Origin of the sequence: Luethyella okanaganae (assembly GCF_042660285.1) — a bacterium.
Classification (GTDB): Bacteria; Actinomycetota; Actinomycetes; order Actinomycetales; family Microbacteriaceae; genus Luethyella; species Luethyella okanaganae.
On the sequence record NZ_JBHSTP010000002.1, the window covers coordinates 233,137 to 253,394 of the forward strand.

Sequence of the window (20,258 nt, forward strand, 5' to 3'; positions counted from 1 at the left end):
TTAGGCGTCGGCGTCTAAGTCCTGATCAACGTCCGCATCCGCGGAGTCCCGACGCTTGAGGTAGGCGCCGAGCCCGAGGGCTCCCGCTCCCAGAGCGAAGGCGAGTGCCACGAACCAGGCCAGGATCGGGCTCAGTTCGAACCCGGTTTTGGCGAGCGAGTCGGAGGTCTTGCCCTCGGCGTTCGTCGCAGAGCTTGCGTTCGCCGACGTCGACGTGTTCGCCGCAGCCGTGGCGTTCGTCTTCGAGTCAGCCTTCGAGTCGGCCTTCGAGTCGGCCTTCGTCGATGCCGAGGCGTTGGCAGCCGGAGAAGCCGCGGCAGTCGTCGCGTCGCTGTTCGCACTCGAACTCGCTTTCGCAGTCGCGTCCTTGTTCGCAGTCGCGGTCGCGTCCTTGTTCGCAGTCGCGGTCGCAGTCGCGTCCTTGTTCGCTGTCGCGGTCGCGTCCTTGTTCGCTGTCGCGGTCGCGTCCTTGTTCGCAGTCGCGGCAGTCGACGCCGAGGTGTCGGCACTCGTCGAGCTCGCGGCGTTCGTCGCAGAGCTTGCGTTCGCCGACGTCGACGTGTTCGCCGCAGCCGTGGCGTTCGTCTTCGAGTCGGCCTTCGAGTCGGCCTTCGTCGATGTCGAGGCGTTGGCAGCCGGAGAAGCCGCGGCAGTCGTCGCGTCGCTGTTCGCACTCGAACTCGCTTTCGCAGTCGCGTCCTTGTTCGCAGTCGCGGTCGCGTCCTTGTTCGCAGTCGCGGTCGCGTCCTTGTTCGCAGTCGCAGCAGTCGACGCCGAGGTGTCGGCACTCGTCGAGCTCGCGGCGTTCGTCGCAGAGCTTGCGTTCGCCGACGTCGACGTGTTCGCCGCAGCCGTGGCGTTCGTCTTCGAGTCGGCCTTCGAGTCGGCCTTCGTCGATGTCGAGGCGTTGGCAGCCGGAGAAGCCGCGGCAGTCGTCGCGTCGCTGTTCGCACTCGAACTCGCTTTCGCAGTCGCGTCCTTGTTCGCAGTCGCGGTCGCAGTCGCGTCCTTGTTCGCAGTCGCAGTCGCGGCAGTCGACGCCGAGGTGTCGGCACTCGTCGAGCTCGCGGCGTTCGTCGCAGAGCTTGCGTTCGCCGACGTCGAGGCGTTCGCGGCAGCCGCGTTCGCCTTTGCGTTCGCAGCCGCAGCCTGGGCGGTGGCGTTCTTGTCGCCACCGCCGCACGCCGCGGAGGTCTGAGCCATGTTTGCCGCGACATCGGTCCGCATCACGCCGATCTCGATTTTGCCGACCGCAGGAAGGAACGGAATGCCCAAGAAGCTCGCGGAGAGTGTCAGCCCGTTCATGGTTCCACGGGCTGAGGTGCCGTCGGGGTTCTCATGGACATCAGTGAGACCGTCGTAGGAGATCGAGCCCTTGAGGATCGCGGTGATGACCTTCGGGAACTCGTCGCCGATCTCGATGGTCTTCCCCGGCTTGATCGAAAGGGAGGCGCCGCCGGTCGAGACCGTCATTTTGTCGGGCATAGAGCCGATCTCAACCGAGGCGCCGCCCGGTCGGCCATTCGCGCGCGCCGCGATGTGCGGCGGCCTTTCGGCACCGGCGCCCCACGAGACACGGAGCAGGTCTCCGAGCAGACTCGCCTCGGCGAACTGCCACTCCGAGCTCGACTTGACCGCCAAGCACTTGTCGCCGACGAGCTCGACCGTGCCGCTCGTCGTTCCGAGGGTTGCGGAGGCGAGTGGGAAGATTCCTCGGAGGACCGGAGGTTTGATTCCCGGAACCAGAACCAGACGTCCCGTGGTCTGCTGCGCGGAGCCGAGCAATCCAGACCCGGCGTTGACCGCCGAGTTCCAGTGAGACTCAGCGGTGCCGGTCAAGGCGTCGAGGCTTCCGAGCGGGCCGAGGTCGGTCTTGAGGAAATCCTGGACGACCTTGCCTCCTTCGAGCGTCGTCGTCGAGAACGACTGCGCCTTGACCGGCGTGATCGGAATACCGAAGGCGCCGATCCCGATCGGCGAGCTCCGTGCGAACGAGCGTGCCGCTGGGTTCGAGGCGATCGTCGGCGGGACCGCGAACTCACCGGGACCGGTACCGGCGTACTCACTGAGGCCCCCACTGTCGGCGACGACGACGGACTCGGCGATGTTCGCGCGTTTGTTGATGAGCCCGAGGATCGACGTGCTGGCGAAGACACCGTATGCGCGGACGGATCCGCTGAACTCGACATCGGTCGGAGTAGCTGTTGCAGGAGCGGCACCGAGCAGGGCCGAACCGCCGAGACCTGCGGCCACGGCGAATGCAGCACCCGAAAGGCACGCTCGCGAGCGTACCTTCACTGTGTTCGGGCCACCCTCAGGTTTCCCAGCCCAGAATATGGATTTCATTCTTCCTCCAAAGTGTCGCTGAACGATGAGGGAGCGAACTCGGCCGACCAGACAGTCAGCGCTGCTCCCGACATGCACAAGACGGTCGAGGCGGAACCATTACGCGCGGGAGGGAAACTCGCGCCGCAGTCCGTCCTCGGGGTCGACGAAAAGCGAAGAGAATGCGGCGAGCTCATGACGACGTTCAACGCGCGCCTTGCGCATTACGTGATGGAGATGGCTCTCGACTGTGCGCACGCTGATGACGAGCTGCTGCGCGATATCCGCGTTGCTCATGCCCAGGCTCGCAGCACGCGCGATCTGCGCTTCCCGCGGGGTCAGGTCGAGATGCCGACGAGCGAAGCGCTCGGCGTCGGCTCCGGCGAGAATCTCGCACTCCTCGAGTACGTGGGACTCCGCGCTCGTACGTTCGGCGACGGACCCGCACGCAAGCGTGACCGCGGCCCGCGCGGCCGAGCGGGCGTGGCCGTACAGTCCGAGTTTCTCCAGCCGTTGTGCGACGTCCTGGAGATCGTCGACCGACTCGGTGAAACTCGCACGGACGAGCGCGAGCAGCACGGTGACAAGCCCGCTGTCTACGGCACGAGCCCGCCTCTCGACCTCGGCGAGGTGGACCTCGTCGCAGCGCACGTCGAGCGCGGCGAGCAGATCGACGAGGCCACCGAGCCGAGCCCCACGGCCCCAACGATCAAGACCGGATTCCCAGAGCATCGCGAAGGCCTCGTCGATGTCCGCTCTGCTCGCGGCCAGCTGCGCGCGCACCCATGCCGATGAGATGCCCGCCGATCGAGACCCCGCCCCGGGCTCGTCGACGCGTCGAAGCAGTTCATCTGCTGTGCTGGACCGCCCCCGGCGGATTTCGACGAGAGCGGCGATGGTCTGGATGGCGCGAAACGCGGGTTCCGGAATCATGGCGGGCTCTCCGAGCGCGAGCACAGAGGCATGCAAGTGCGGGATCTCCTCGTAGCGACCTTGAAAGAGGAGTGCGAGCATGAGCGCGTGCGTGGTCTCGCGGATCTCGCCGACTCCCAGCTCCCGCCGTGCCTGCTCTCGAGCGTGCCGAGCGCGGTGCTCCGCCTCACGCACCTGGCCATCGGCGATAAGAAGCATCGCCTCGTGCGAGCGCACATCTACCGTGGACTGGCTCCGTAGTCCACGGATCGTCTCCAGCGATGCGGCGGCGTCGCCGACGAGGCCGAACATCAGCTCGAGCGTGAACCGCTCGTCGATCGCGCGCTCCACGATCGCAAGCGGCGTTCCGCTCGGAACCGTGACAGCAACCTCCTCGATGCCGATCGGATCGCCCAAGCTCCGACGCAGGCAGATGGCCTCCACTCGGATCAGAGGTGCAGCCAGGCCGAGCATGTCGGCGTCGGCATGAAGCAGGGTGAGCGCGGCGTCCAGCCCACGTCCGGTGTAGGCCTCCCACCACGCGCGCCGCACCACGAGCTCCGCCCGATCCAGGTCCGAGCCAAGGCCCCACACCACGCCGGAGAGGATCTCGTCGACCCGCTCGCGGACGACATCGGTGTGCTGGAGCTCGTCGAGAAGGCGAACGGCGGCGCCTGCGCTCGGCTCGAGCTGCCAGAGGTGCTGCAACTCCCCGATAGTCCGACGACGACGCTCGCGGATCATGCGCACGAGGAGCGCATCGTCAGCCGGCGGAACCGCCCCCGGATCGACCGAAGCGAACCCGGTTCCGGCCCTGTCTTCGCCGTGCGCGGTGACCAGACGCACGGCGACCCCTCTGTTGGCGATCTTCGACCGCTCCCTGCGAAGGTACTCAACGATCAACGGCGGCGAAATGACGACAGCCGACCCCGAGCCGGCGAACGCAACCCTGATCAGCTCACGCCGCTCGAGCGACTCGAGCACCCCTGTCTCGACCGTACGGCGCAGCTCCTCGACATCTGTATGCGGGTCGAGGGCGATGAGGCCTACCGCATCGCGCTCCGGCCCGGTGAGCGGAGCGAGGCGCTCCTCGGCGACGCCGGCGAGCGCAGGAGTCCAGAGTTCTGAGATGACCGACCACTCTCCATCCCGGTCGCGAACGAACCGGCCCTCGGCCGAAACAGCGTCGACAATCGCATTGGCGAGGCCGACGATGCCCGCCGACTTCGCGAAGATCCGGCTCATCGTCTCAAGAGCGACGCCGCCACCGAGTCGCTCGCACATGGCCGCAGAGAGGTCCTCGTAGCCGAGTGGAGTGAGAGTCACACGCAGACCGTGGTGCTGCGGCGCAGGGGAGTCCGGTCGTCGTGCGCTCACGATCGGGAACTCATGGTCGGCGTGCGCGGCGAGGATGACCGCCCAAGAGGCGTTGTCCAGTTCCTCGGCGTCGTCGACGATCACGCACAAAGGTCCGGCGATCGAGAGATCGCAGAGCCCGCGGACCGCGGCTGCGACGCCGTGCCGCCCGTCGCGGCTGACGCCGATGTCGCGGATGTGCAGCGCGACAAGCGGATACTCGTGGAGCGCGGCGAGGCCCGTGAGCTGAACGACCTTCCAGTCACGATCGGACAGGCGATGCGAGACCGCGCGGAGGAACGTCGAGCGCCCCGCCCCTATCACCCCGGTGACATCGACGTTCCACCCGGAGAGCACGTGCGCGATCGTCGCGTCCAATTCCGCTGCGCGACCGCGCATCCGCGGCGAATTGCCCGTCTGGGAGGCGCGCGCATCGCTCACGGATACCCCGCTCGACCCGCTTCGGCCTCACGTCTTGCGGCCGAACGCGTGAACGTGTCGCGGATCCCAAGATACGCGAGCGCGTGCCGAGCCGCATGGTAGCCACCCATGCCGTGCACGCCGGGGCCTGGCGACGTAGACGCCGAGCAGAGGAAGACCCCCGGCAGGGGCGTGCGCCACGGCGACGGGCCGAATCGGGGCCTGGCGAGAAGCTGGCGTAGGCCGACCGCCCCGCTGCCGATGTCGCCGCCGACGAAGTTGCGGCTGAGTCCCGGCATCGCTATCGCGGCCCGCACGGTGGCCCCTCGGATGAGGTCGCGGAAGCCGGGCGCGATCTCCTCGATCGCGCGGGTAACCTGTTCGGGATCGGACTCGTCGTCCCAGGCGGGAACATGCGCGTACGCCCAGGCGACATGCTTGCCGGCGGGCGCGCGCGCGGGGTCGAACACGGTCGGCTGCGACAGCAGGATGAACGGCCGATCGGCGCGTGAGCCGTGCAAGACCGCGTCCTCGGCCGACTCGACCTCTGCCGCCGTCCCGCCGATATGGAGCGTCGACGCCCCCGCGAGCCGGGCATCCTGGAACGGGATCTGGCCATCGAGCGAATAGTCGACCTTCATCACGCCGGGGCCGAAGCGAAAGCGACACGCGCGCCGACGTTCGCGGGAAGAGAGATCCGAGGCGGCGATGTCGCTGAACGCATGCGGGGTGAGATCGAGAATGACTGCCGAGTGGCCTTCTAGCTCACGGAGGTCGCGCACGACGGTGCCTGTCTCGACCCGCCCGCCGCGGAGGCTCAGTTCCGCGAGAAGCGCGTCGGTGATCGCCTGGGAGCCGCCGATCGGGATAGGCCACCCACGCGCGTGCGCGTGCGCGGCGAGGGTGACGCCGACGATCGAGCCGGCGAGGGAGCGTCCACCGTTCATCGCGTGGGCAGATAGGCCCGCGAGAAGCGCCCGCGCTTTCTCCTCCCGAAAGACGCGCCCCCGCAGGGCGGCATCGACACAGGCGCCGAGACCGACGGGGACGAGCGCGGCGCTCGCTCCCGAGAGTCGAGCGGGCGGCGCCAGGGTCGCCCGCGCGACCGCGTCGACATGACGCACGAGCGGCTGGAACAGGCGACGCCAGGGCGCGCCGTCACGGCCGAGGTCGGCGACGGTGAGGTCGAGTGAGCGGTGGGCGAGCGCGACGCTGTCAGACCCGAGGACGTGCGCGAAGGAGATCCCCGGCGTAACGAAGCGCACCCGCGCATCGAGTTCGAACATCCGGAAGAACGGCGAGGCGAGCGCCATCGGGTGGACGGCCGGGCCGAGGTCGTGGCGAAACCCGCTTTCGTGGAGCTCCTCCGTGCGAGCGCCTCCGCCTGGAACCGGGCTCTCTTCGTATACCCGCACGCTGAGGCCCGCACGGGCGGCGACGACAGCCGCAGCCAGCCCGTTCGGACCGCTCCCGACGACGGCGACGTCAGCCACGGTCGTCCTCCGGGACGAGTGGCTCTCGCCGGGCGTCCGACACGACACGCCGCCACAGGGTTTCGGCGCGGCGGGCGAAGCCTCGCCACGACCGGTCGCGCACGAAGATCGCATCGAGCGCGATCATCGCGAGCGAGAACCATGGCAGTCCCATCATCACGCCGATCGCGACATGGAAACCCATGATGACCATGAGCGCGAGTATCCGGGTCCCCCGGCGGAGCAGCAGCAGCGGGAATGCGGACTGGATGACGACAGTGCCGATGGTCGCCATGCCGACGGCCGGGCCCCACGCGGTGGCGATATCGCTCAGGATAGGCCAGGTGCCGAACTGCGCGGTCTGCAGCGGCGCGTACACGGCGGTGCCATCTTGCCACGGTTCGCCACCGGCCTTGAAGAGGCCTCCCGCCGAATAGACGAAGCAGATCTGCGCACCGAGAACGACGATGCCGAGGTTGTGTGCGAGGACGCTGAGCCAGGAGGGCAGCACGGGGAGCCCGCGCCACAGGCGGAGGAGGACGTTCCCGTCACGGCGGGCGAAGCGCTTTCCCCGCCGCGCATCGAGCGACCAGTGGTCCGAAAGTCCGCAGAAGGCAAGCGCGATGAACGCGATGCGGGTGAGGTTGTCGCTCTGGTTCTGCACATAGGTGCAGAGACCGAGGAAACCGACCCAGACGACGAAGAGCGGGATCATGACGAGCCGTGTCCGATAGCCGACCGTGAACAGCACCCCGAGCAGGAGGAGTATGGCGAAGACCGCGAGCAGTCCTGCCGGCGTGTTCGCCAGCTCCCGAGTCACGCTGAACGGCCACATCGCAATGAAGTCGCTCTGCGGTTCGGCGATCTGGCCGGTCCATGCACCGCCGACGCCGTAGGTGTAGTCCCGGGTCGTGAACTCGCCGAGGGTGGTGCCGAGGATCGTGATGCCGAGGAGGATCCGGGTCACCGCGAGTCCGTAGAGCGCATGCTTGGCGTCGAGGAGCCACCCCTCTCCGCGGCGCAGGAGCGCGGTGATGCCGGAAACGCTGTGCCGCCAGACGCTGACGAACCCCGCATCCCCGATGACGCCGTTCCCGCGACTCGGCTCCTCGTGAGCCGACGCATCCCGGTCCGCCACCTCCGCCCGGCCGCCGGTGACCCCATCGGCCACCTCCCGGACGCCCCCCTCCTGAACGCTCATCACTTCTGCTCCAGGTGCTTGTAGGTCTCGCGGAAAGTGGCCGCGAACGCCTCATTGGACTGCCCCGGCAGCTTGATCAAGCCGCGCCATCCGGTGTCGACGAGCTGTCGCGGCGGGCGCTTGGCGTTGGGATCGTTACGCTTCTCGAAAGGAACGACGTTCTGCCTGCTCACCTCGAACTGTGCATTCGTCACACCGTCGCCCCACACCGCGAGGGCGACCTGCGTCGCGTATGCCGCGGAGTGGCGCTCCTGCACGACGTATTCGTCGACAGCCTGGCTCCCCGCGACCGTCATCGCCTCACGCATCCGGCCGAGCCAGTTATCACCCGCGTAGTAGTCGAGGGCCACGATCTTCCGTTGGTCCTCGTTCAGCGCGTCGTAGCTGTCCTTGAGCAACGATGCCTGGTGCGTCGCAAGTCCCGCGGCGCGCGGAGGGAACAGGTTGTAATGCGACATCGACAGCTCCACGGCTGTCGCATCGACCCACTCCGTCGTGCGAGACCTTCCCTCCCCGTCCGCGAGGTTCGCACGTACTCGGAGGCGGTAGTCGCCGTTGATCGGCGCGGGAGCGAAAACGCTCCAACTCTGGCCGAACCACGGCAGCATGTAGTTCGACAGGAGGCTCCCAGGCACCAGCTCACGCAGAGTGCTCGGCGGACTGATCCAGAGGAAGGAGGCGAAGAGGTGCCAGGCCGTGAAGAGCACCGCGACCGCAGCGGTGGTGCGAACGATGAGCGTCTTCGGCGGACGCTCGGCGGGGGAATTCGACAACTTGGCTCCAGGGGTGCAAATCTTCGAGGCGAGCATGCGCACGAATCGGCGCAAAGGTCCTGACGGCCTCTCCGATAAGGTTCGAGCATCACCACCTCTGCTCCGTACGAGGAATCACGGGTGTCGGTAGTCAGATACCTCGATCTCCGTATCGCGTCCCCGGAAGTGCGCAGCCACTCACGAAACAATCCGGGCTCGCGAGAGAAAACCTGGGCCGCCGGTGGCACGGAAACATCGTAAGATCTTTCTAGGCCAAGGTCGGTTATGACCGTGACGCCAGTGGGGGGGGTATCGTGTTCGTCGAGGTTTTAATCCTGGCAAATCTCGCAGACCAATCGCTCAGCCGGGGTATGCTCGAAAGCGCGGTGCTCTCGGTCGCCCCGCTCGTTGACGCGGCATTCACCTCGAACGATCTGCACCGACATCTCGCCAAGCTCGAGGCCCACGGACACGTCGAACTCGCTCACGCGCACGCCGACGCAGGCCATTACTCGGAGCTCTGGCACCTGACTCCGGCCGGGCGCGCCTCGCTGACAGAGTGGATCGAGTCGGAATACCGGCCTTCGATCCACGTGCCGGATACCGAGTTCCTGGTGCGCCTCCCCGTCACCGCCGCGCACGATCGTCGCCGCGCGATCCTCCTCATCGAGCAGGAGCTGGAGCACCGGCGGCTCCAGTCACGTTGCAGGGCGAAAGGATCGAGGTCACCTCGAGAGCTCGAGCCCGACCGCACGACCCTCGATGTCACGACACAGTCGCTGATGGGGTGCTACGACGCCACTCTCCTCGTTTGGATCGCTACGCTCGAGGACATTCACACCCGGCTCATCAACCAAGAACGGTCTCCACATCGCGCCGTGGTCACACGCACCGAGTTCTGAGCTGCGGGCGCAGGCGTCTCGACCACGCGCCCCGGCGAGTCCTCTTCTCACTCAGCCAGATCGACGACGCCGGCACCGAGGGCTGCTCACCGAAGCTCACACGCGAATCAGGCGAGCTGCGAACCGAGCGTTTCCCCATACCAGGCACGTGCGGACCCGGACAGACGGAACGGCATCCGGAACACGATGCCAGCATCTCGGGCGAGTCGCGAGCTATCGAACGAGTGATCCACCGACAGCAGGCGCAGCGCGTTCTGCAGTACGACCGAATGGCCGACACGATCCTCGGCCTCGGCCAGGCGCACCTGCCCGGTCGGCAGGAAAACCCCCGCGCCACGAAGCTCGCTGACGAGCTCGCACACAGACACGGGTCTCGAATTGGCGACGTGATAGGCACCATGGCACGAGGCAGCGGCACTCAGACCGACGATGGCCTCGGCGAGGTCGGCGACGTCGATGACGGAATGCACCGCGGTTCCGCCGTCGACGAGTCCCTCGATGGCCGAGGTGAGCGCCAGGATCCCACTGCCCACCCACCGATCGCCGGGGCCGAGAACAAGGTGGGGCCGGACGACCGCGCCACCGGCATCGAGCACGATGCGCTCCGCGACGGCGCGACTCGAGCTCAGCGCCGAGGCCGGCGAAATCCGAGCGGCGCGCTCCGTGACGAGCTCGAACGGCCCACGACCGTAGACGGCGGCGGTGCTCACGTAGACGAGACGCCCGATGCCGCACGCCTTCGCCGCAGCGACCACGTTCTCTGTGCCGCCGACGTTGATCTCCTCGCAGAGCGCCGCATCGCCACCGATGTAGGACGCAGCGTGGACAAGCGCATGGCTTCCTTCGAGGGCGCGAAGGGTTGCACGGCGATCTCGGATGTCGGCGTTCACCGTGCCCGGTCCACCGAATCGGCTGACCGGCCGCGCGAGCCAGCCGCCGATTCCTCGTCCAGCGACCCGCGTGACGCACGAACCGATGAAGCCCGTTCCACCCGTGACTGCGAGGACCGGCCTGTCGTCGTCACGTGTGGCTAGCGATCGCGAGTCGCGCCCGGAATCGTCGTCCGACCCCATAAGACGGTTCGTTAACATGGAGTGAGCCCGCAACGGACGAGGAGAACTGGTTCATGGTTCAGCAGGAGCGAGCCCGGCTCACGCGCGAGAAGATCCTGCTCGGCGCGGCCGACGTGATTCGACGGGTCGGATACGCGAAAGCCAGCCTCGGACAAATCAGCGAGACATCCGGCGTGACCAGGGGCGCGCTCTACTTTCATTTCGGGTCCAAGTTGGACATCGCCGCGGCTCTCGTGGACGAGCAGCACCGCATCACCCGCGAGGCATCCGAGATGATACTCGCCACGGATGCCTCCGCGCTCGAGTTGATGATGCACCTTTGCCTGGACCTCGCGCAACGGCTTGTCGCTGATCCGATCGTTCGTGCCGGAGTACGCCTCACCAGCGACACTTCGACGTTCGATTCACCCATCGGGGACCCGTTTCGGGACTGGATCGAGACGTTCGGGGCGCTGGCCACCCGCGCACAAGACAATGGTGAGACGACAGCGACGGTACCGCCTGACATGGCGGCCAGGTTCATCATTCCCGCCTTCACCGGTGTGCAACTGGTCTCGGACACACTCACCGGACGCGAGGACCTTCCCGGTCGCGTCCGTGAGATGTGGGAGATTCTGGTGCGCGCCCTCGTGGCAGCCGAGAACCTCGCGACAGCACTGCAGATGCTGGACGATGTGTTCACTGCGCCGGGGAGTGACGAGGAGGCGATGCGATGACCGCATGGCCTCGCACAGCAACTGTGTCGAATTGGCGCACCTCGAATCTGGCGCTGTCCCGGAGGGTGATCGAGACGGTGGCCGAAGCATCGAATTCGACCATGCGATAGAAGGTCGACTCGAAGGTGACGAAGTCCGCGTCGGGATCCTCCACCTGCAGGCAGGCCATCTGCCTGCAGGCTTCGATCAAGGCGACCCCGGGCACGTGATCGAGCTCATGATCGAAGAAATAGGGGTTACCGGGATCGATACTGACGTGTACGCCGTCGGGAGCCGCGGAGACGACGACATCCTCAGGTGTCGTACGACCGACTGCGGCCGCGGCGACCGGCGGCGACCCTCGCTCTGCGGGCATTGCCGCCGAGATGAACTCACCGCGCATTCGCCTGTAGGTGCACTCGTCGACGAGTACCGCATCGCCGTGTCCGGTCGCGACGAGCCCGTCGTCGTCGGTGAACCGAGCATCGATGCGGACACCCCGCAGCGCACCGCCTCCGCTCCTTCGCACGTTCGCGGTTCGAGTGCTCGCTCTGATCTCGATGGCCTTTCCACGCGGACGCGCAATCGCCGCACGGCGCAGTTCGAACCCCATTCCCGTCATCAGAAAACGCGTACCCAGCGGCACATCCAGGCCTGCATGCAGGACGTACACGGTGACTTGCCGTATCGACTCAGCGACCAACGGCGAGTTGAGCGGGGAGACGGAGTACATGCCATGCCGCCGCGGCCACTGCAACGCGACCTCGAAGGCGTCCGGACCTCGCACGAAGAGATCGGTGGGCAGCACCTCGCCCGTCGAGCGCTTGTGCACCAATTGTCGCGAGACCGCCTGGTCGAACGTAAGCGGAACAGCTGACACGGACCCCCCTCGTGCTGACCGCCACCATTGCCATGGCCAGAACGACACGATGTCGCTCGGCCGGCCTTGTTTCGTTTTTTGCGATCAGCCGAATCTACATCACAGCCGCCGCAACGTCACGAGGTGGCTACGAAATGTTCGTCGATGGCTCTGCGCCGCGCCGATGCAAGGGGCCTTCTCAGGCCGGTCTGGGCCAGCCGGACGATACAGCAACGCTGGTCTGCGCCACGCCGATGGACCGACGACCGACACCGTCACGCCGAGCTTCTTCGGAGGTCCGATCGCGTCGCCCGACGCGCTCCGGCCCGAGGGGGACCTCATCATCGTCGCTTCCCACACTGCGTGATACGTCTCGACAGATGCTCAGTATTTGATAAGGTTAGCCTCACCTATTTTTTAATCGCCGAGCCTCGAGGAATCCATGAACCGAATGATCCGCCCCGCCATCGCCGCCATCGCCGCCATCGCCGTGGCGACTCTCGCACTGACGGGATGCTCGGCGGGATCCGCCCCCCAAACCACCCCGACGCCCGAGTCGATCGATGGCACCTCGATCACGGTCTACAACGCGCAGCACGAGGAGCTGGCCCAGGAGTGGGCCGACGAGTTCTCGAAACAGACCGGGGTCACCGTGACGCTCCGCAACGGCTCGGACTCCGAGCTCGGCAACCAGCTCGTCCAAGAGGGGGCGGCCTCCCCGGCCGACGTCTTCCTGACCGAGAACTCCCCCGCGATCTCTCTCGTCGACAATGCGGGCCTCTTCGCCGGCGTCGACGCCGACACACTCGCCCAGGTTCCGGATGCCTACAAGCCCTCCACCGGCACCTGGACGGGGATCGCCGCACGCTCGACCGTCTTCGTCTACAACCCGAGCCTGCTGCCGGAGAGCGAACTCCCGAAGTCCATGCTCGACCTCGCCCAGCCGCAATGGAAGGGCCGTTGGGCGGCCTCGCCGAGCGGCGCGGACTTCCAGGCGATCGTGTCCGCGGTGCTCGAGAAGGAGGGAACGGCCACGACCGAGTCCTGGCTCGCCGGCATGAAAGAGAACGCCGCGGTGTATAAGGGCAACAGCACGGTCATGAAGGCGGTCAACGCGGGCGAGGTGCCTGCAGGCGTCATCTACCACTACTACTGGTTCATCGATCAGGCCGGAACCGGCGAGAACAGCGCCAACACCAAGCTGTTCTACTTCAAGAACCAGGACCCAGGCGCGTTCGTCAGCGTCTCCGGCGGCGGCGTCCTGAAGTCCAGCAAGAACCAGGCGGCCGCACAGGCCTTTCTGAAGTTCATCACCGGCAAGGCCGGCCAAGACATCCTGCGCACGGGAACCAGCTTCGAATACCCCGTCGGCAGCGAGGTCGAGCCCAATCCCGCCCTGCCCACGCTCGGCACGCTCGATGCACCAGTGATCGACCCCTCGAAGCTGAATAGCACCGAGGTCACCGATCTCATGACCGCGGCGGGACTCATCTGAATGCAGCTCCAGCTTGATCGGTACCGTTGCTGACGTGACGGTTCAGATCGAACGGAGGGGTGCGGCGGCGGAGACGTCGCGCCCCTCCGCGCTCCTGCTCACCGTGTCGATACTGATCGCCGCGGTGACTCTCGTGCCCGTCGGCTTCGTCGTCATCACGACGGTTCAGACCGGCTGGGACGTACTGGCGCCTCTGATCTTCCGCCCGAAGGTCGGCGAGCTCCTCCTGAACACGATCCTCCTCGTCGTGATCGGCGTGCCCCTCTGCGTCGCGGCGGGCGTCGGAGCCGCCTGGCTGGTCGAACGGACGAACTTGCCGGGACGCCGCTTCTGGGCGATCCTGTTCGCCGCCCCTCTGGCGATTCCGGCGTTCGTCAGCAGCTACGCCTGGGTGAGTCTCCTTCCTTCCATCGGTGGCCTCGGCGGCGGGCTGCTCATCTCCACCCTCGCCTACTCCCCGCTGGTTTACTTCCCGGCCGCCGCGACCCTGCGCGGACTCGATCCCGCGCTGGAGGACTCGGCACGGTCACTCGGTCTGACCACTCCCCGGATCTTCGTCCGCGTCGTCCTCCCGCAACTCCGTCTGGCGATCTGGGGCGGCGGACTCATCGTCGCGCTCCACCTGCTTGCGGAGTACGGAGCATTCGCCCTGATCAGGTTCGACACTTTCACGACGGCGATCATCGTGCAGTACCAGTCGACGTTCGCCGGACCGGCCGCGAGCGCCCTCGGCATCGTCCTCACCCTGCTGTGCCTGCTCGTGCTCACCGCCGAAGCCACGACTCGCGGCCGGGCCCGCTACGCACACATCGGTTCCGGGGCCCCGCTTCCGCCCGAGCGTCACCGCTTGGGTCGCGGAACAGCGGCGGCAGTGCTCGCGACGATCCTCTACACGGCTCTCGCGATCGGGGTGCCGCTGCTCAGCATCGGACGCTGGCTCGGCGTGGGCGAGCCCTGGGCGCAACCCGAGATCGGTCCTGCGCTCATGCAGACCGTGTTCTTCGTCGTATGCGGTGCGGTTCTGACCGTTGCCGCCGCTCTGCCCCTGGCCTGGCTGAGCATCCGGCACCCGGGTTCGGCGAGCCGACTCGTCGAGAACTCCACCTACGTCGCGAGCAGCCTGCCCGGAATCGTCATCGCGCTGGCCCTCGTCACGGTCACCATCCGGCTCGTGCCCGAGCTCTACCAGACAGTCGCCACCGTGCTGCTGGCGTATCTGATCATGTTCCTGCCCAGAGCGCTGGTCACGCTGCGCGCCGGCCTCGGACAGGCGCCGATCATCCTCGAAGAGGTCGCGCGTTCACTCGGCGACCCGCCGGTCATCGCCCGGCTGCGTGTCACCGTTCCCCTGCTGACTCCCTCCCTCTGGGGAGGAGCGGCCCTCGTCGGCCTCGGCGTCGCGAACGAACTCACGGCGACCCTGTTGCTGGCCCCGAACGGCACACGAACCCTCGCCACGCAGTTCTGGTCGGCGAGTTCCTCCGTCGCCTACGCGGATGCCGCGCCCTATGCGCTCCTTCTGATCGTCATCTCGGTGCCGACCGTCGCTCTCATGTCCATCCCGTCCCAGAAGCGAACGACCCTATGACGACCCTGACCGTGCACGAGATATCGAAGACCCTCGGCGGCTCGGCCGTTCTCGACAACGTGTCGCTCGTGATCCCGACGGGAACGCGTACCGCCCTCGTCGGCGCGTCCGGCAGCGGCAAGACGACCCTGCTGCGCCTGATCGCCGGCTTCTCCCGGCCGGATCGTGGCACCATCGCCCTCGACGACACCGTCGTCTCCGGGCGAGACGTCTTCCTGCCTGCGCATCGTCGCGGCGTCGGCTACGTCCCGCAGGACGGAGCCCTGTTCCCGCATCTCACCGTCGAGCAGAACATCCGGTTCGGGCTCCGACACGCGCAGCGAGGCTCGACGCGGATCGCCGAGGTCGCCGAGCTGGTCGCACTCCCTCTCGAACTGCTGAGGAGGTTTCCGCACGAGATCTCCGGCGGGCAGCAGCAGCGGGTCGCGGTTGCCAGGGCGCTCGCCCCTGCACCGAAGATGATCGTGCTCGATGAGCCGTTCAGCGCACTCGACACGAGCCTGCGCGAGCACTCGCGCCTCGCCGTCATCGCGGCGCTCGAGGCGAGCGATGCGACCGCTGTGCTGGTGACCCACGATCAGGACGAGGCGTTGATGTTCGGCCACCAGATCGGCGTGCTGGCCGACGGCCTTCTCCTGCAGCACGGCCATCCCTCCGCCGTGTTCGACAAACCGGTCACGGCCGAGGTCGCGGCCTTCTTGGGCGATGCCGTCTTCCTCACCGCGCGGATCGACGACTCCACGGCGATCACGGCGTTCGGAGCCGTCGCAATCCGACACCGGGCATCCGTCGCCGGGTCCCGCGTGATGCTCCGACCGGAGCAGCTGAGCGTCCGCACCGATGGCGCGGCCAACGGTGTCGTCCGGGCGATCCGGCCCCGCGGAGCGAGCTCGTACATCGAGATCGAGGCGCTGGGAGGCGGCGAGCGCGTGACGGTGAGCGTTTTCGCGGCGGAGTCGGAGTGTCGAGTCGGCGACGAGGTCTCCGTCGTCATTCGCGGCACGGTCGTGTCGTACTGACCCGATCCGCTCCGACCGCGTCCGCTCGGCCCGGCGAAGGCACCCGCGAGCGCGAAACGCGCCGCACGGAGTGGCCGGTCGCCGCATCCACCGCCCCGGTCGCGATCCAGGGCGTGCCGACGAGGATCTTGGTTCTGGACGTGACGACGTCGACTTCTCTCGCAAATGTATATTTTCATTGACATTTTGTCTGCTTTACTTTACATTAGAGATCAGCGATACTTCATACGAGACGGGAAACAGCAATGTCCTACGAAGAGAAGGGCACGTGGGTCTACCTCGTGGTCAGCGTCGGCGCGTACGCGGTCTATCTAGCGCTCGTGCTCACGCAAGCCGCCACCATGCCCATCGCCGAGGCTCCATACATCACGCCGTTGCTCTGGACCATCGGCATCGCTATCGCCGCATCGATCGTCGGCCGCATCGTGATCGAGATCGTCAAGCCGAGCGAGGGCCGCACGAGCGACGCGCGCGACCGAGGGATCGGTCGCTCCGGCCTGTACGCCGGACTGTGGTTCGTCGTCGGTGGCGCCGTGGTGGCGCTCGGCCTGGCGATGGTCGAGGCGGACTACTTCTGGATCGCGAACGTGATCTACCTCGCCTTCGTGCTGTCGGCGATCCTTCAGTCCGTCGTGAAGATCCTCTCCTACCACCGGGGGTACACCTCGTGGTGAAGCCGACCAGGGTCACGAACGCGATCCGCACCCTCAGATTCGCGCACGGAGAGATGACCCAGGCAGAACTGGCCAGACACGTCGGCGTGACGCGCCAGACCGTCATCGCCATCGAACAGGGCCGCTACTCGCCCTCCCTCGAGATGGCATTCCAGATCGCACAGGTGTTCGCGGTCCCGCTCGACGAGGTCTTCCAGTATCCCGCAGACACGAGGGAGAACCCGTGATGGCAGCCGTACCGTCGCCATGGGCCGCGGGCCGCGCCCGTCGCCGTCGCGGCGGATCGGCCATAGCCTCGCCGGGCACGGCTGGGTACCCTCGAGGTATGTGCCGAAGCATCCACACGCTCCACAATTTCGAACCGGCCGCCACCGACGACGAGGTTCACGCGGCCGCACTGCAGTTCGTGCGCAAGATCAGCGGCTCGACCAGGCCGTCGAAGGCGAACGCCGAGGTCTTCGAACGGGCGGTCGAGGAGATCGCCCACATCACGCGCCACCTGCTCGAGGATCTCGTGAGCTCCGCCCCGACGAAGAACCGCGAAGTGGAGGCGGAGAAGGCCAAGGCGCGCTCCGCGAACCGTTTCGCAACCGCCTGACCCGCCTGCGCCCGCACCGCGCTGGCTCCCAGGACGCCCAGGACGCCTCACAGGGTCTCGCTAACGGCGCGCGTTCGTGAAACGTCTGCCAGAGACGGTGTGTGGGACGATCCGCACGTAGTTCCGCTTCTCCGTTGGGTCCAGAGTATGAAGCCCGAGAATCCCGGACTCCTCGATGTCGGTGTCGAACCCCATCCGCTCAGCCCGCCCCTTGACCACGACGCTCCACCGGTCGCGACGCGCGGTACCATCCACCTCGAACGCGACTGGATGCTCCGCGATATTCATGAGCTTCGAGCCCGGCGCACTCTTGAAGAAGATGACCCGATCCTTGACGAGGTAGTTGACGGGAAAGATGTCGACCTCTCCGTCGACGAGGAGGGCCAGCCGCCCGATCACTGCCGATCCCAGAAGCTCCCAGCATGACTCCTCCGTCAACTCTTCGACCATCGCCTCCGGAGATGCGGGCATCGTCTGGCTCCTTATCGTCGGGCGACCATCGTGATCAACGATCTGGTAATTCTGCCTGCATCCGGTGCCGGCGCGCAATCGCTCGCGAATCCTGCGAAATCGCCTCCGTCGCATTCTGCGCCCCGGGTCGGCCGGGCCGTCTTCGACTCCGATCCGGCCGTCGAGTTTCTTCGCTTGCGGCGCGAGCAGCGCGCCCCAGTCCCATGCCCTGACGAGCTCGCCGTCATCGATCCGCCGCCACGACCGGAGCACTACTAGACCACACCCGTCGTTCCGAGCAGCATTCCGATAGTGAAGGTGACGGCGAGCGCCAGCGCTCCCCCGATGACGACGCGGAGCATGGCGCGAAGACGCGAGCTCCCGCCGAGGTGCGCGCCGACCGCGCCCGTTATCGCCAGGGCTGCCAATACCGCGACGAACGTCACGGGCACACGCCAGGCCTCGGGCGGGAGCAGGATCGCGAGGAGCGGGAGGATCGCGCCGATCGTGAACGCGACGGCGGAGGCGAACGCCGCATGCCAGGGGCTTACCACGTCTCTCTCATCGATGTGAAGCTCAGCCGAGAGGTGGGCGGCGAGCGCGTCGTGCTCGGTGAGCTCGACGGCGACCTGCCTCGCCGTGGCGGGAGCCAGCCCCTTCGCCTCGTAGAGTCCGGCGAGTTCGGCGAGCTCCTGCTCAGGCATCTCCGCGAGTTCCCAGCGCTCCTTCGCGATGAGCGCTTTCTCGCTGTCGCTCTGGCTGCTCACGGAGACGTACTCTCCGAGCGCCATGGAGATCGCACCGCCGAGGAGCCCCGCGACACCGGCCGTGAGAATGGGAGCCGTCGCCGTGGTGACACCGGCGACGCCGACAACGATGGCAGCCACAGAGACGATGCCATCGTTCGCCCCGAGGACGCCGGCGCGAAGCCAATTGAGCCGCTGCGCCACGCCGCCCCGATGCGGCTCGTCGGCATGCGGCTGTTGTGAGGACGCGTTGGCGGTGTCGCTGGCCATGACGCCACTCAACCACGAGCACGCGGCTGCCGCCAGTGAGGCCAGTCACACCTCAATCCCACGCGACGAAGAAAGCCGGAAGAAAAACAAAGCTCTGCCTGTCCGGCTTAGCGCTGGCCTATGATCGTGACCGCCGCCCGGGTGCGTCCCCGGGCGGCGGTCACGTCGCTGGCCTCGCTAGATCTGAATCCAGTTGCCGAAGCTCCCACGAGTGCTGTCTGACCGACTCCCACAATTCGCCCGCCGGCGATTATGGAATAGAGGGCGATGAGTCCAGACGGTGTCATGACGGCGCTCGGATCGCCAACGGCTCCGCCTCCGCCAGTACCGACAATCCGCACCGGTAGAGCCGGAGCGTCCCGGCGAGGCGACGAAGGCGAGTCTTCCCAAACAGGCCGCGACGCGGGCCGGCAGCCGTACACTATGCCGCATGAGTATGACGAGCGCCCGTAGGGTCCCAACACGAACCTGGCACGAGGAGCAACGTGATCGGCTGACCCGCGGTCAGCGGGCCGCAGATCGCATGAGAAACTTCATGGGGAGCTGGGGGTTCGTCGCTGGCTTTCTGATTTTCATGGTGCTGTGGGCGATCGCCAATGCCTCCGACCATTCGTGGGATCCGTATCCGTTCATCCTCCTCAACCTCTTTCTCAGCATGATGGCCGGTCTGCAGGGCGCGATCCTTCTCATCGCAGCGAGGCGGCAGGATGCGATCGCGGCCACCCTCGCACAGCACGACTTCGAGACCAACAAGGCTGCGAAGGCCGACATCGAAACGGTGCTCGAGATCAACCGTCAGCAGCTCACCACCATCAACGAACTGCGCGATGTGTTGCAGAGGATGGTGGAAAAGGATCAGGATGGAAGCTAGGCCCCTGCCCCCATCGACGGCGCGGGAATTCCCGGAGCCGGATTCGTCGCGAATGGAAGGAACCATCATGTGGCAGGGTGAAGGTGAGGTCGCCGAGCTCTCGGAATCTCAGTGCTGGGATTTGCTCCGGGAGAACGAGCTCGGGCGCATCGCGACGTCCGTGGGTGGAGTCGTCGACATCTTTCCGATCAACTACTACGCCGACGGATCGACGATCCTCTTCAGGACGACACCCGGAACCAAACTCGTCGAGCTGACCACGAACGAGGAGGTGGCCTTCGAGGTCGACGGCCACACCGATGTCGAGGCCTGGAGCGTGATCGCGAAGGGGCCGGCTCACGCGATCGAACGGCAGTCGGAGATCGCGGCGGCCGACGCCATGCCCCTGCACCCCTGGATACCGACGCTGAAATACAGGTTCGTGCGGATCACGCCGGGGTCTCTCTCCGGCCGCCGCTTCCAGCGTGCGCCGGAACCCGACCGGTACTAGGGTCTTCCGCGCGACCACGCAGGATACGGACGTTCCGGGATACCGGACTTCGGCGCGCCGGCAACTCCGGCAACGAAGTCGGCACGTCGA

Annotated in this window: 19 protein-coding genes; 10 read left to right on the plus strand and 9 right to left on the minus strand. The window is 66.7% G+C overall.

Annotated features, from left to right (window positions below; all coding sequences use genetic code 11):
• From ACFQB0_RS08785 to ACFQB0_RS08805, 5 genes are all read right to left on the minus strand, one after another.
• Positions 1 to 2,253: a hypothetical protein gene (locus ACFQB0_RS08785; RefSeq protein ID WP_386730287.1), complete on the minus strand. Its 2,253-nt coding sequence runs from the start codon at positions 2,251 to 2,253 to the stop codon at positions 1 to 3.
• Positions 2,254 to 2,445: 192 nt separating this feature from the next.
• On the minus strand, positions 2,446 to 5,034 hold the full coding sequence (locus tag ACFQB0_RS08790) for a LuxR C-terminal-related transcriptional regulator (RefSeq protein WP_386730290.1): 2,589 nt from the start codon (positions 5,032 to 5,034) through the stop codon (positions 2,446 to 2,448).
• Entirely contained in the window at positions 5,031 to 6,506 is a 1,476-nt protein-coding gene (locus tag ACFQB0_RS08795) for a phytoene desaturase family protein (RefSeq protein WP_386730292.1), read from the minus strand. The genes ACFQB0_RS08790 and ACFQB0_RS08795 overlap by 4 nt, the downstream gene beginning before the upstream one ends.
• Positions 6,499 to 7,686, minus strand: coding sequence for an HTTM domain-containing protein (locus tag ACFQB0_RS08800; RefSeq protein ID WP_386730294.1), 1,188 nt, complete (start codon positions 7,684 to 7,686; stop codon positions 6,499 to 6,501). Before ACFQB0_RS08800 ends, ACFQB0_RS08795 begins: the two co-directional genes overlap by 8 nt.
• Positions 7,686 to 8,459 carry a DUF5819 family protein gene (locus ACFQB0_RS08805; protein WP_386730296.1) on the minus strand — a complete coding sequence of 258 codons (774 nt, stop codon included), beginning with the start codon at positions 8,457 to 8,459 and terminating at the stop codon, positions 7,686 to 7,688. Before ACFQB0_RS08805 ends, ACFQB0_RS08800 begins: the two co-directional genes overlap by 1 nt.
• 350 nt (positions 8,460 to 8,809) lie before the next feature.
• On the opposite strand from ACFQB0_RS08805, the gene ACFQB0_RS08810 reads away from it, so the two are divergent.
• On the plus strand, positions 8,810 to 9,340 hold the full coding sequence (locus tag ACFQB0_RS08810; protein WP_386730297.1) for a hypothetical protein: 531 nt from the start codon (positions 8,810 to 8,812) through the stop codon (positions 9,338 to 9,340).
• 107 nt (positions 9,341 to 9,447) lie between these two features.
• Here ACFQB0_RS08810 and ACFQB0_RS08815 read toward each other — a convergent pair whose 3' ends face one another.
• The gene (locus tag ACFQB0_RS08815) at positions 9,448 to 10,413 is read right to left on the minus strand and encodes an NAD-dependent epimerase/dehydratase family protein (RefSeq protein WP_386730299.1); all 966 of its coding nucleotides are present in this window, start codon (positions 10,411 to 10,413) and stop codon (positions 9,448 to 9,450) included.
• Between the two features lie 53 nt (positions 10,414 to 10,466).
• On the opposite strand from ACFQB0_RS08815, the gene ACFQB0_RS08820 reads away from it, so the two are divergent.
• Positions 10,467 to 11,129, plus strand: coding sequence for a ScbR family autoregulator-binding transcription factor (locus ACFQB0_RS08820; RefSeq protein ID WP_386730301.1), 663 nt, complete (start codon positions 10,467 to 10,469; stop codon positions 11,127 to 11,129).
• On the opposite strand, the gene ACFQB0_RS08825 is transcribed toward ACFQB0_RS08820, so the two are convergent.
• A complete protein-coding gene (locus ACFQB0_RS08825; protein WP_386730304.1) occupies positions 11,092 to 11,988 on the minus strand; it encodes a ScbA/BarX family gamma-butyrolactone biosynthesis protein in 897 nt (298 codons plus the stop codon). The two genes, ACFQB0_RS08820 and ACFQB0_RS08825, sit on opposite strands and share 38 nt — an antisense overlap.
• Before the next feature lie 421 nt (positions 11,989 to 12,409).
• Between ACFQB0_RS08825 and ACFQB0_RS08830 the strand changes: the two genes are divergently transcribed.
• The 6 genes from ACFQB0_RS08830 (at position 12,410) to ACFQB0_RS08855 (ending at position 17,341) form a co-directional block, all read left to right on the plus strand.
• Positions 12,410 to 13,462, plus strand: a complete 1,053-nt coding sequence (locus tag ACFQB0_RS08830; protein WP_386730306.1) for an iron ABC transporter substrate-binding protein — start codon at positions 12,410 to 12,412, stop codon at positions 13,460 to 13,462.
• A 34-nt stretch (positions 13,463 to 13,496) separates the two neighbouring features.
• Positions 13,497 to 15,050 (plus strand): ABC transporter permease, encoded by a 1,554-nt coding sequence (locus tag ACFQB0_RS08835; protein ID WP_386730309.1) that lies wholly within the window; start codon positions 13,497 to 13,499, stop codon positions 15,048 to 15,050.
• On the plus strand, positions 15,047 to 16,069 hold the full coding sequence (locus ACFQB0_RS08840; RefSeq protein WP_386730312.1) for an ABC transporter ATP-binding protein: 1,023 nt from the start codon (positions 15,047 to 15,049) through the stop codon (positions 16,067 to 16,069). The genes ACFQB0_RS08835 and ACFQB0_RS08840 overlap by 4 nt, the downstream gene beginning before the upstream one ends.
• A gap of 245 nt (positions 16,070 to 16,314) precedes the next feature.
• Entirely contained in the window at positions 16,315 to 16,743 is a 429-nt protein-coding gene (locus tag ACFQB0_RS08845; protein WP_386730314.1) for a hypothetical protein, read from the plus strand.
• Positions 16,737 to 16,970, plus strand: coding sequence for a helix-turn-helix transcriptional regulator (locus ACFQB0_RS08850; protein WP_386730316.1), 234 nt, complete (start codon positions 16,737 to 16,739; stop codon positions 16,968 to 16,970). Before ACFQB0_RS08845 ends, ACFQB0_RS08850 begins: the two co-directional genes overlap by 7 nt.
• A gap of 98 nt (positions 16,971 to 17,068) precedes the next feature.
• Positions 17,069 to 17,341 carry a DUF2277 domain-containing protein gene (locus ACFQB0_RS08855; protein WP_386730318.1) on the plus strand — a complete coding sequence of 91 codons (273 nt, stop codon included), beginning with the start codon at positions 17,069 to 17,071 and terminating at the stop codon, positions 17,339 to 17,341.
• 60 nt (positions 17,342 to 17,401) lie between these two features.
• Here ACFQB0_RS08855 and ACFQB0_RS08860 read toward each other — a convergent pair whose 3' ends face one another.
• Entirely contained in the window at positions 17,402 to 17,812 is a 411-nt protein-coding gene (locus ACFQB0_RS08860; protein WP_386730321.1) for a pyridoxamine 5'-phosphate oxidase family protein, read from the minus strand.
• A 254-nt stretch (positions 17,813 to 18,066) separates the two neighbouring features.
• On the minus strand, positions 18,067 to 18,807 hold the full coding sequence (locus tag ACFQB0_RS08865) for a VIT1/CCC1 transporter family protein (protein ID WP_386730324.1): 741 nt from the start codon (positions 18,805 to 18,807) through the stop codon (positions 18,067 to 18,069).
• 430 nt (positions 18,808 to 19,237) lie between these two features.
• Between ACFQB0_RS08865 and ACFQB0_RS08870 the strand changes: the two genes are divergently transcribed.
• Together ACFQB0_RS08870 and ACFQB0_RS08875 are read left to right on the plus strand one after the other, a co-directional pair.
• Positions 19,238 to 19,678 carry a DUF1003 domain-containing protein gene (locus ACFQB0_RS08870; RefSeq protein ID WP_386730326.1) on the plus strand — a complete coding sequence of 147 codons (441 nt, stop codon included), beginning with the start codon at positions 19,238 to 19,240 and terminating at the stop codon, positions 19,676 to 19,678.
• Positions 19,679 to 19,745: 67 nt separating this feature from the next.
• Positions 19,746 to 20,168, plus strand: coding sequence for a pyridoxamine 5'-phosphate oxidase family protein (locus tag ACFQB0_RS08875; RefSeq protein ID WP_386730329.1), 423 nt, complete (start codon positions 19,746 to 19,748; stop codon positions 20,166 to 20,168).
• Positions 20,169 to 20,258: the final 90 nt, after the last annotated feature.

Excerpts from the sequence above, each read along its gene's own strand:
- ACFQB0_RS08800 (WP_386730294.1), bottom strand. The coding sequence starts at position 7,686 with ATGAGCGTTCAGGAGGGGGGCGTCCGGGAGGTGGCCGATGGGGTCACC.
- ACFQB0_RS08810 (WP_386730297.1), top strand. The coding sequence starts at position 8,810 with ATGCTCGAAAGCGCGGTGCTCTCGGTCGCCCCGCTCGTTGACGCGGCA.
- ACFQB0_RS08815 (WP_386730299.1), bottom strand. The coding sequence starts at position 10,413 with ATGGGGTCGGACGACGATTCCGGGCGCGACTCGCGATCGCTAGCCACA.
- ACFQB0_RS08820 (WP_386730301.1), top strand. The coding sequence starts at position 10,467 with ATGGTTCAGCAGGAGCGAGCCCGGCTCACGCGCGAGAAGATCCTGCTC.
- ACFQB0_RS08830 (WP_386730306.1), top strand. The coding sequence starts at position 12,410 with ATGAACCGAATGATCCGCCCCGCCATCGCCGCCATCGCCGCCATCGCC.
- ACFQB0_RS08840 (WP_386730312.1), top strand. The coding sequence starts at position 15,047 with ATGACGACCCTGACCGTGCACGAGATATCGAAGACCCTCGGCGGCTCG.
- ACFQB0_RS08845 (WP_386730314.1), top strand. The coding sequence starts at position 16,315 with ATGTCCTACGAAGAGAAGGGCACGTGGGTCTACCTCGTGGTCAGCGTC.
- ACFQB0_RS08855 (WP_386730318.1), top strand. The coding sequence starts at position 17,069 with ATGTGCCGAAGCATCCACACGCTCCACAATTTCGAACCGGCCGCCACC.
- ACFQB0_RS08860 (WP_386730321.1), bottom strand. The coding sequence starts at position 17,812 with ATGCCCGCATCTCCGGAGGCGATGGTCGAAGAGTTGACGGAGGAGTCA.
- ACFQB0_RS08865 (WP_386730324.1), bottom strand. The coding sequence starts at position 18,807 with ATGGCCAGCGACACCGCCAACGCGTCCTCACAACAGCCGCATGCCGAC.
- ACFQB0_RS08870 (WP_386730326.1), top strand. The coding sequence starts at position 19,238 with ATGAGTATGACGAGCGCCCGTAGGGTCCCAACACGAACCTGGCACGAG.
- ACFQB0_RS08875 (WP_386730329.1), top strand. The coding sequence starts at position 19,746 with ATGTGGCAGGGTGAAGGTGAGGTCGCCGAGCTCTCGGAATCTCAGTGC.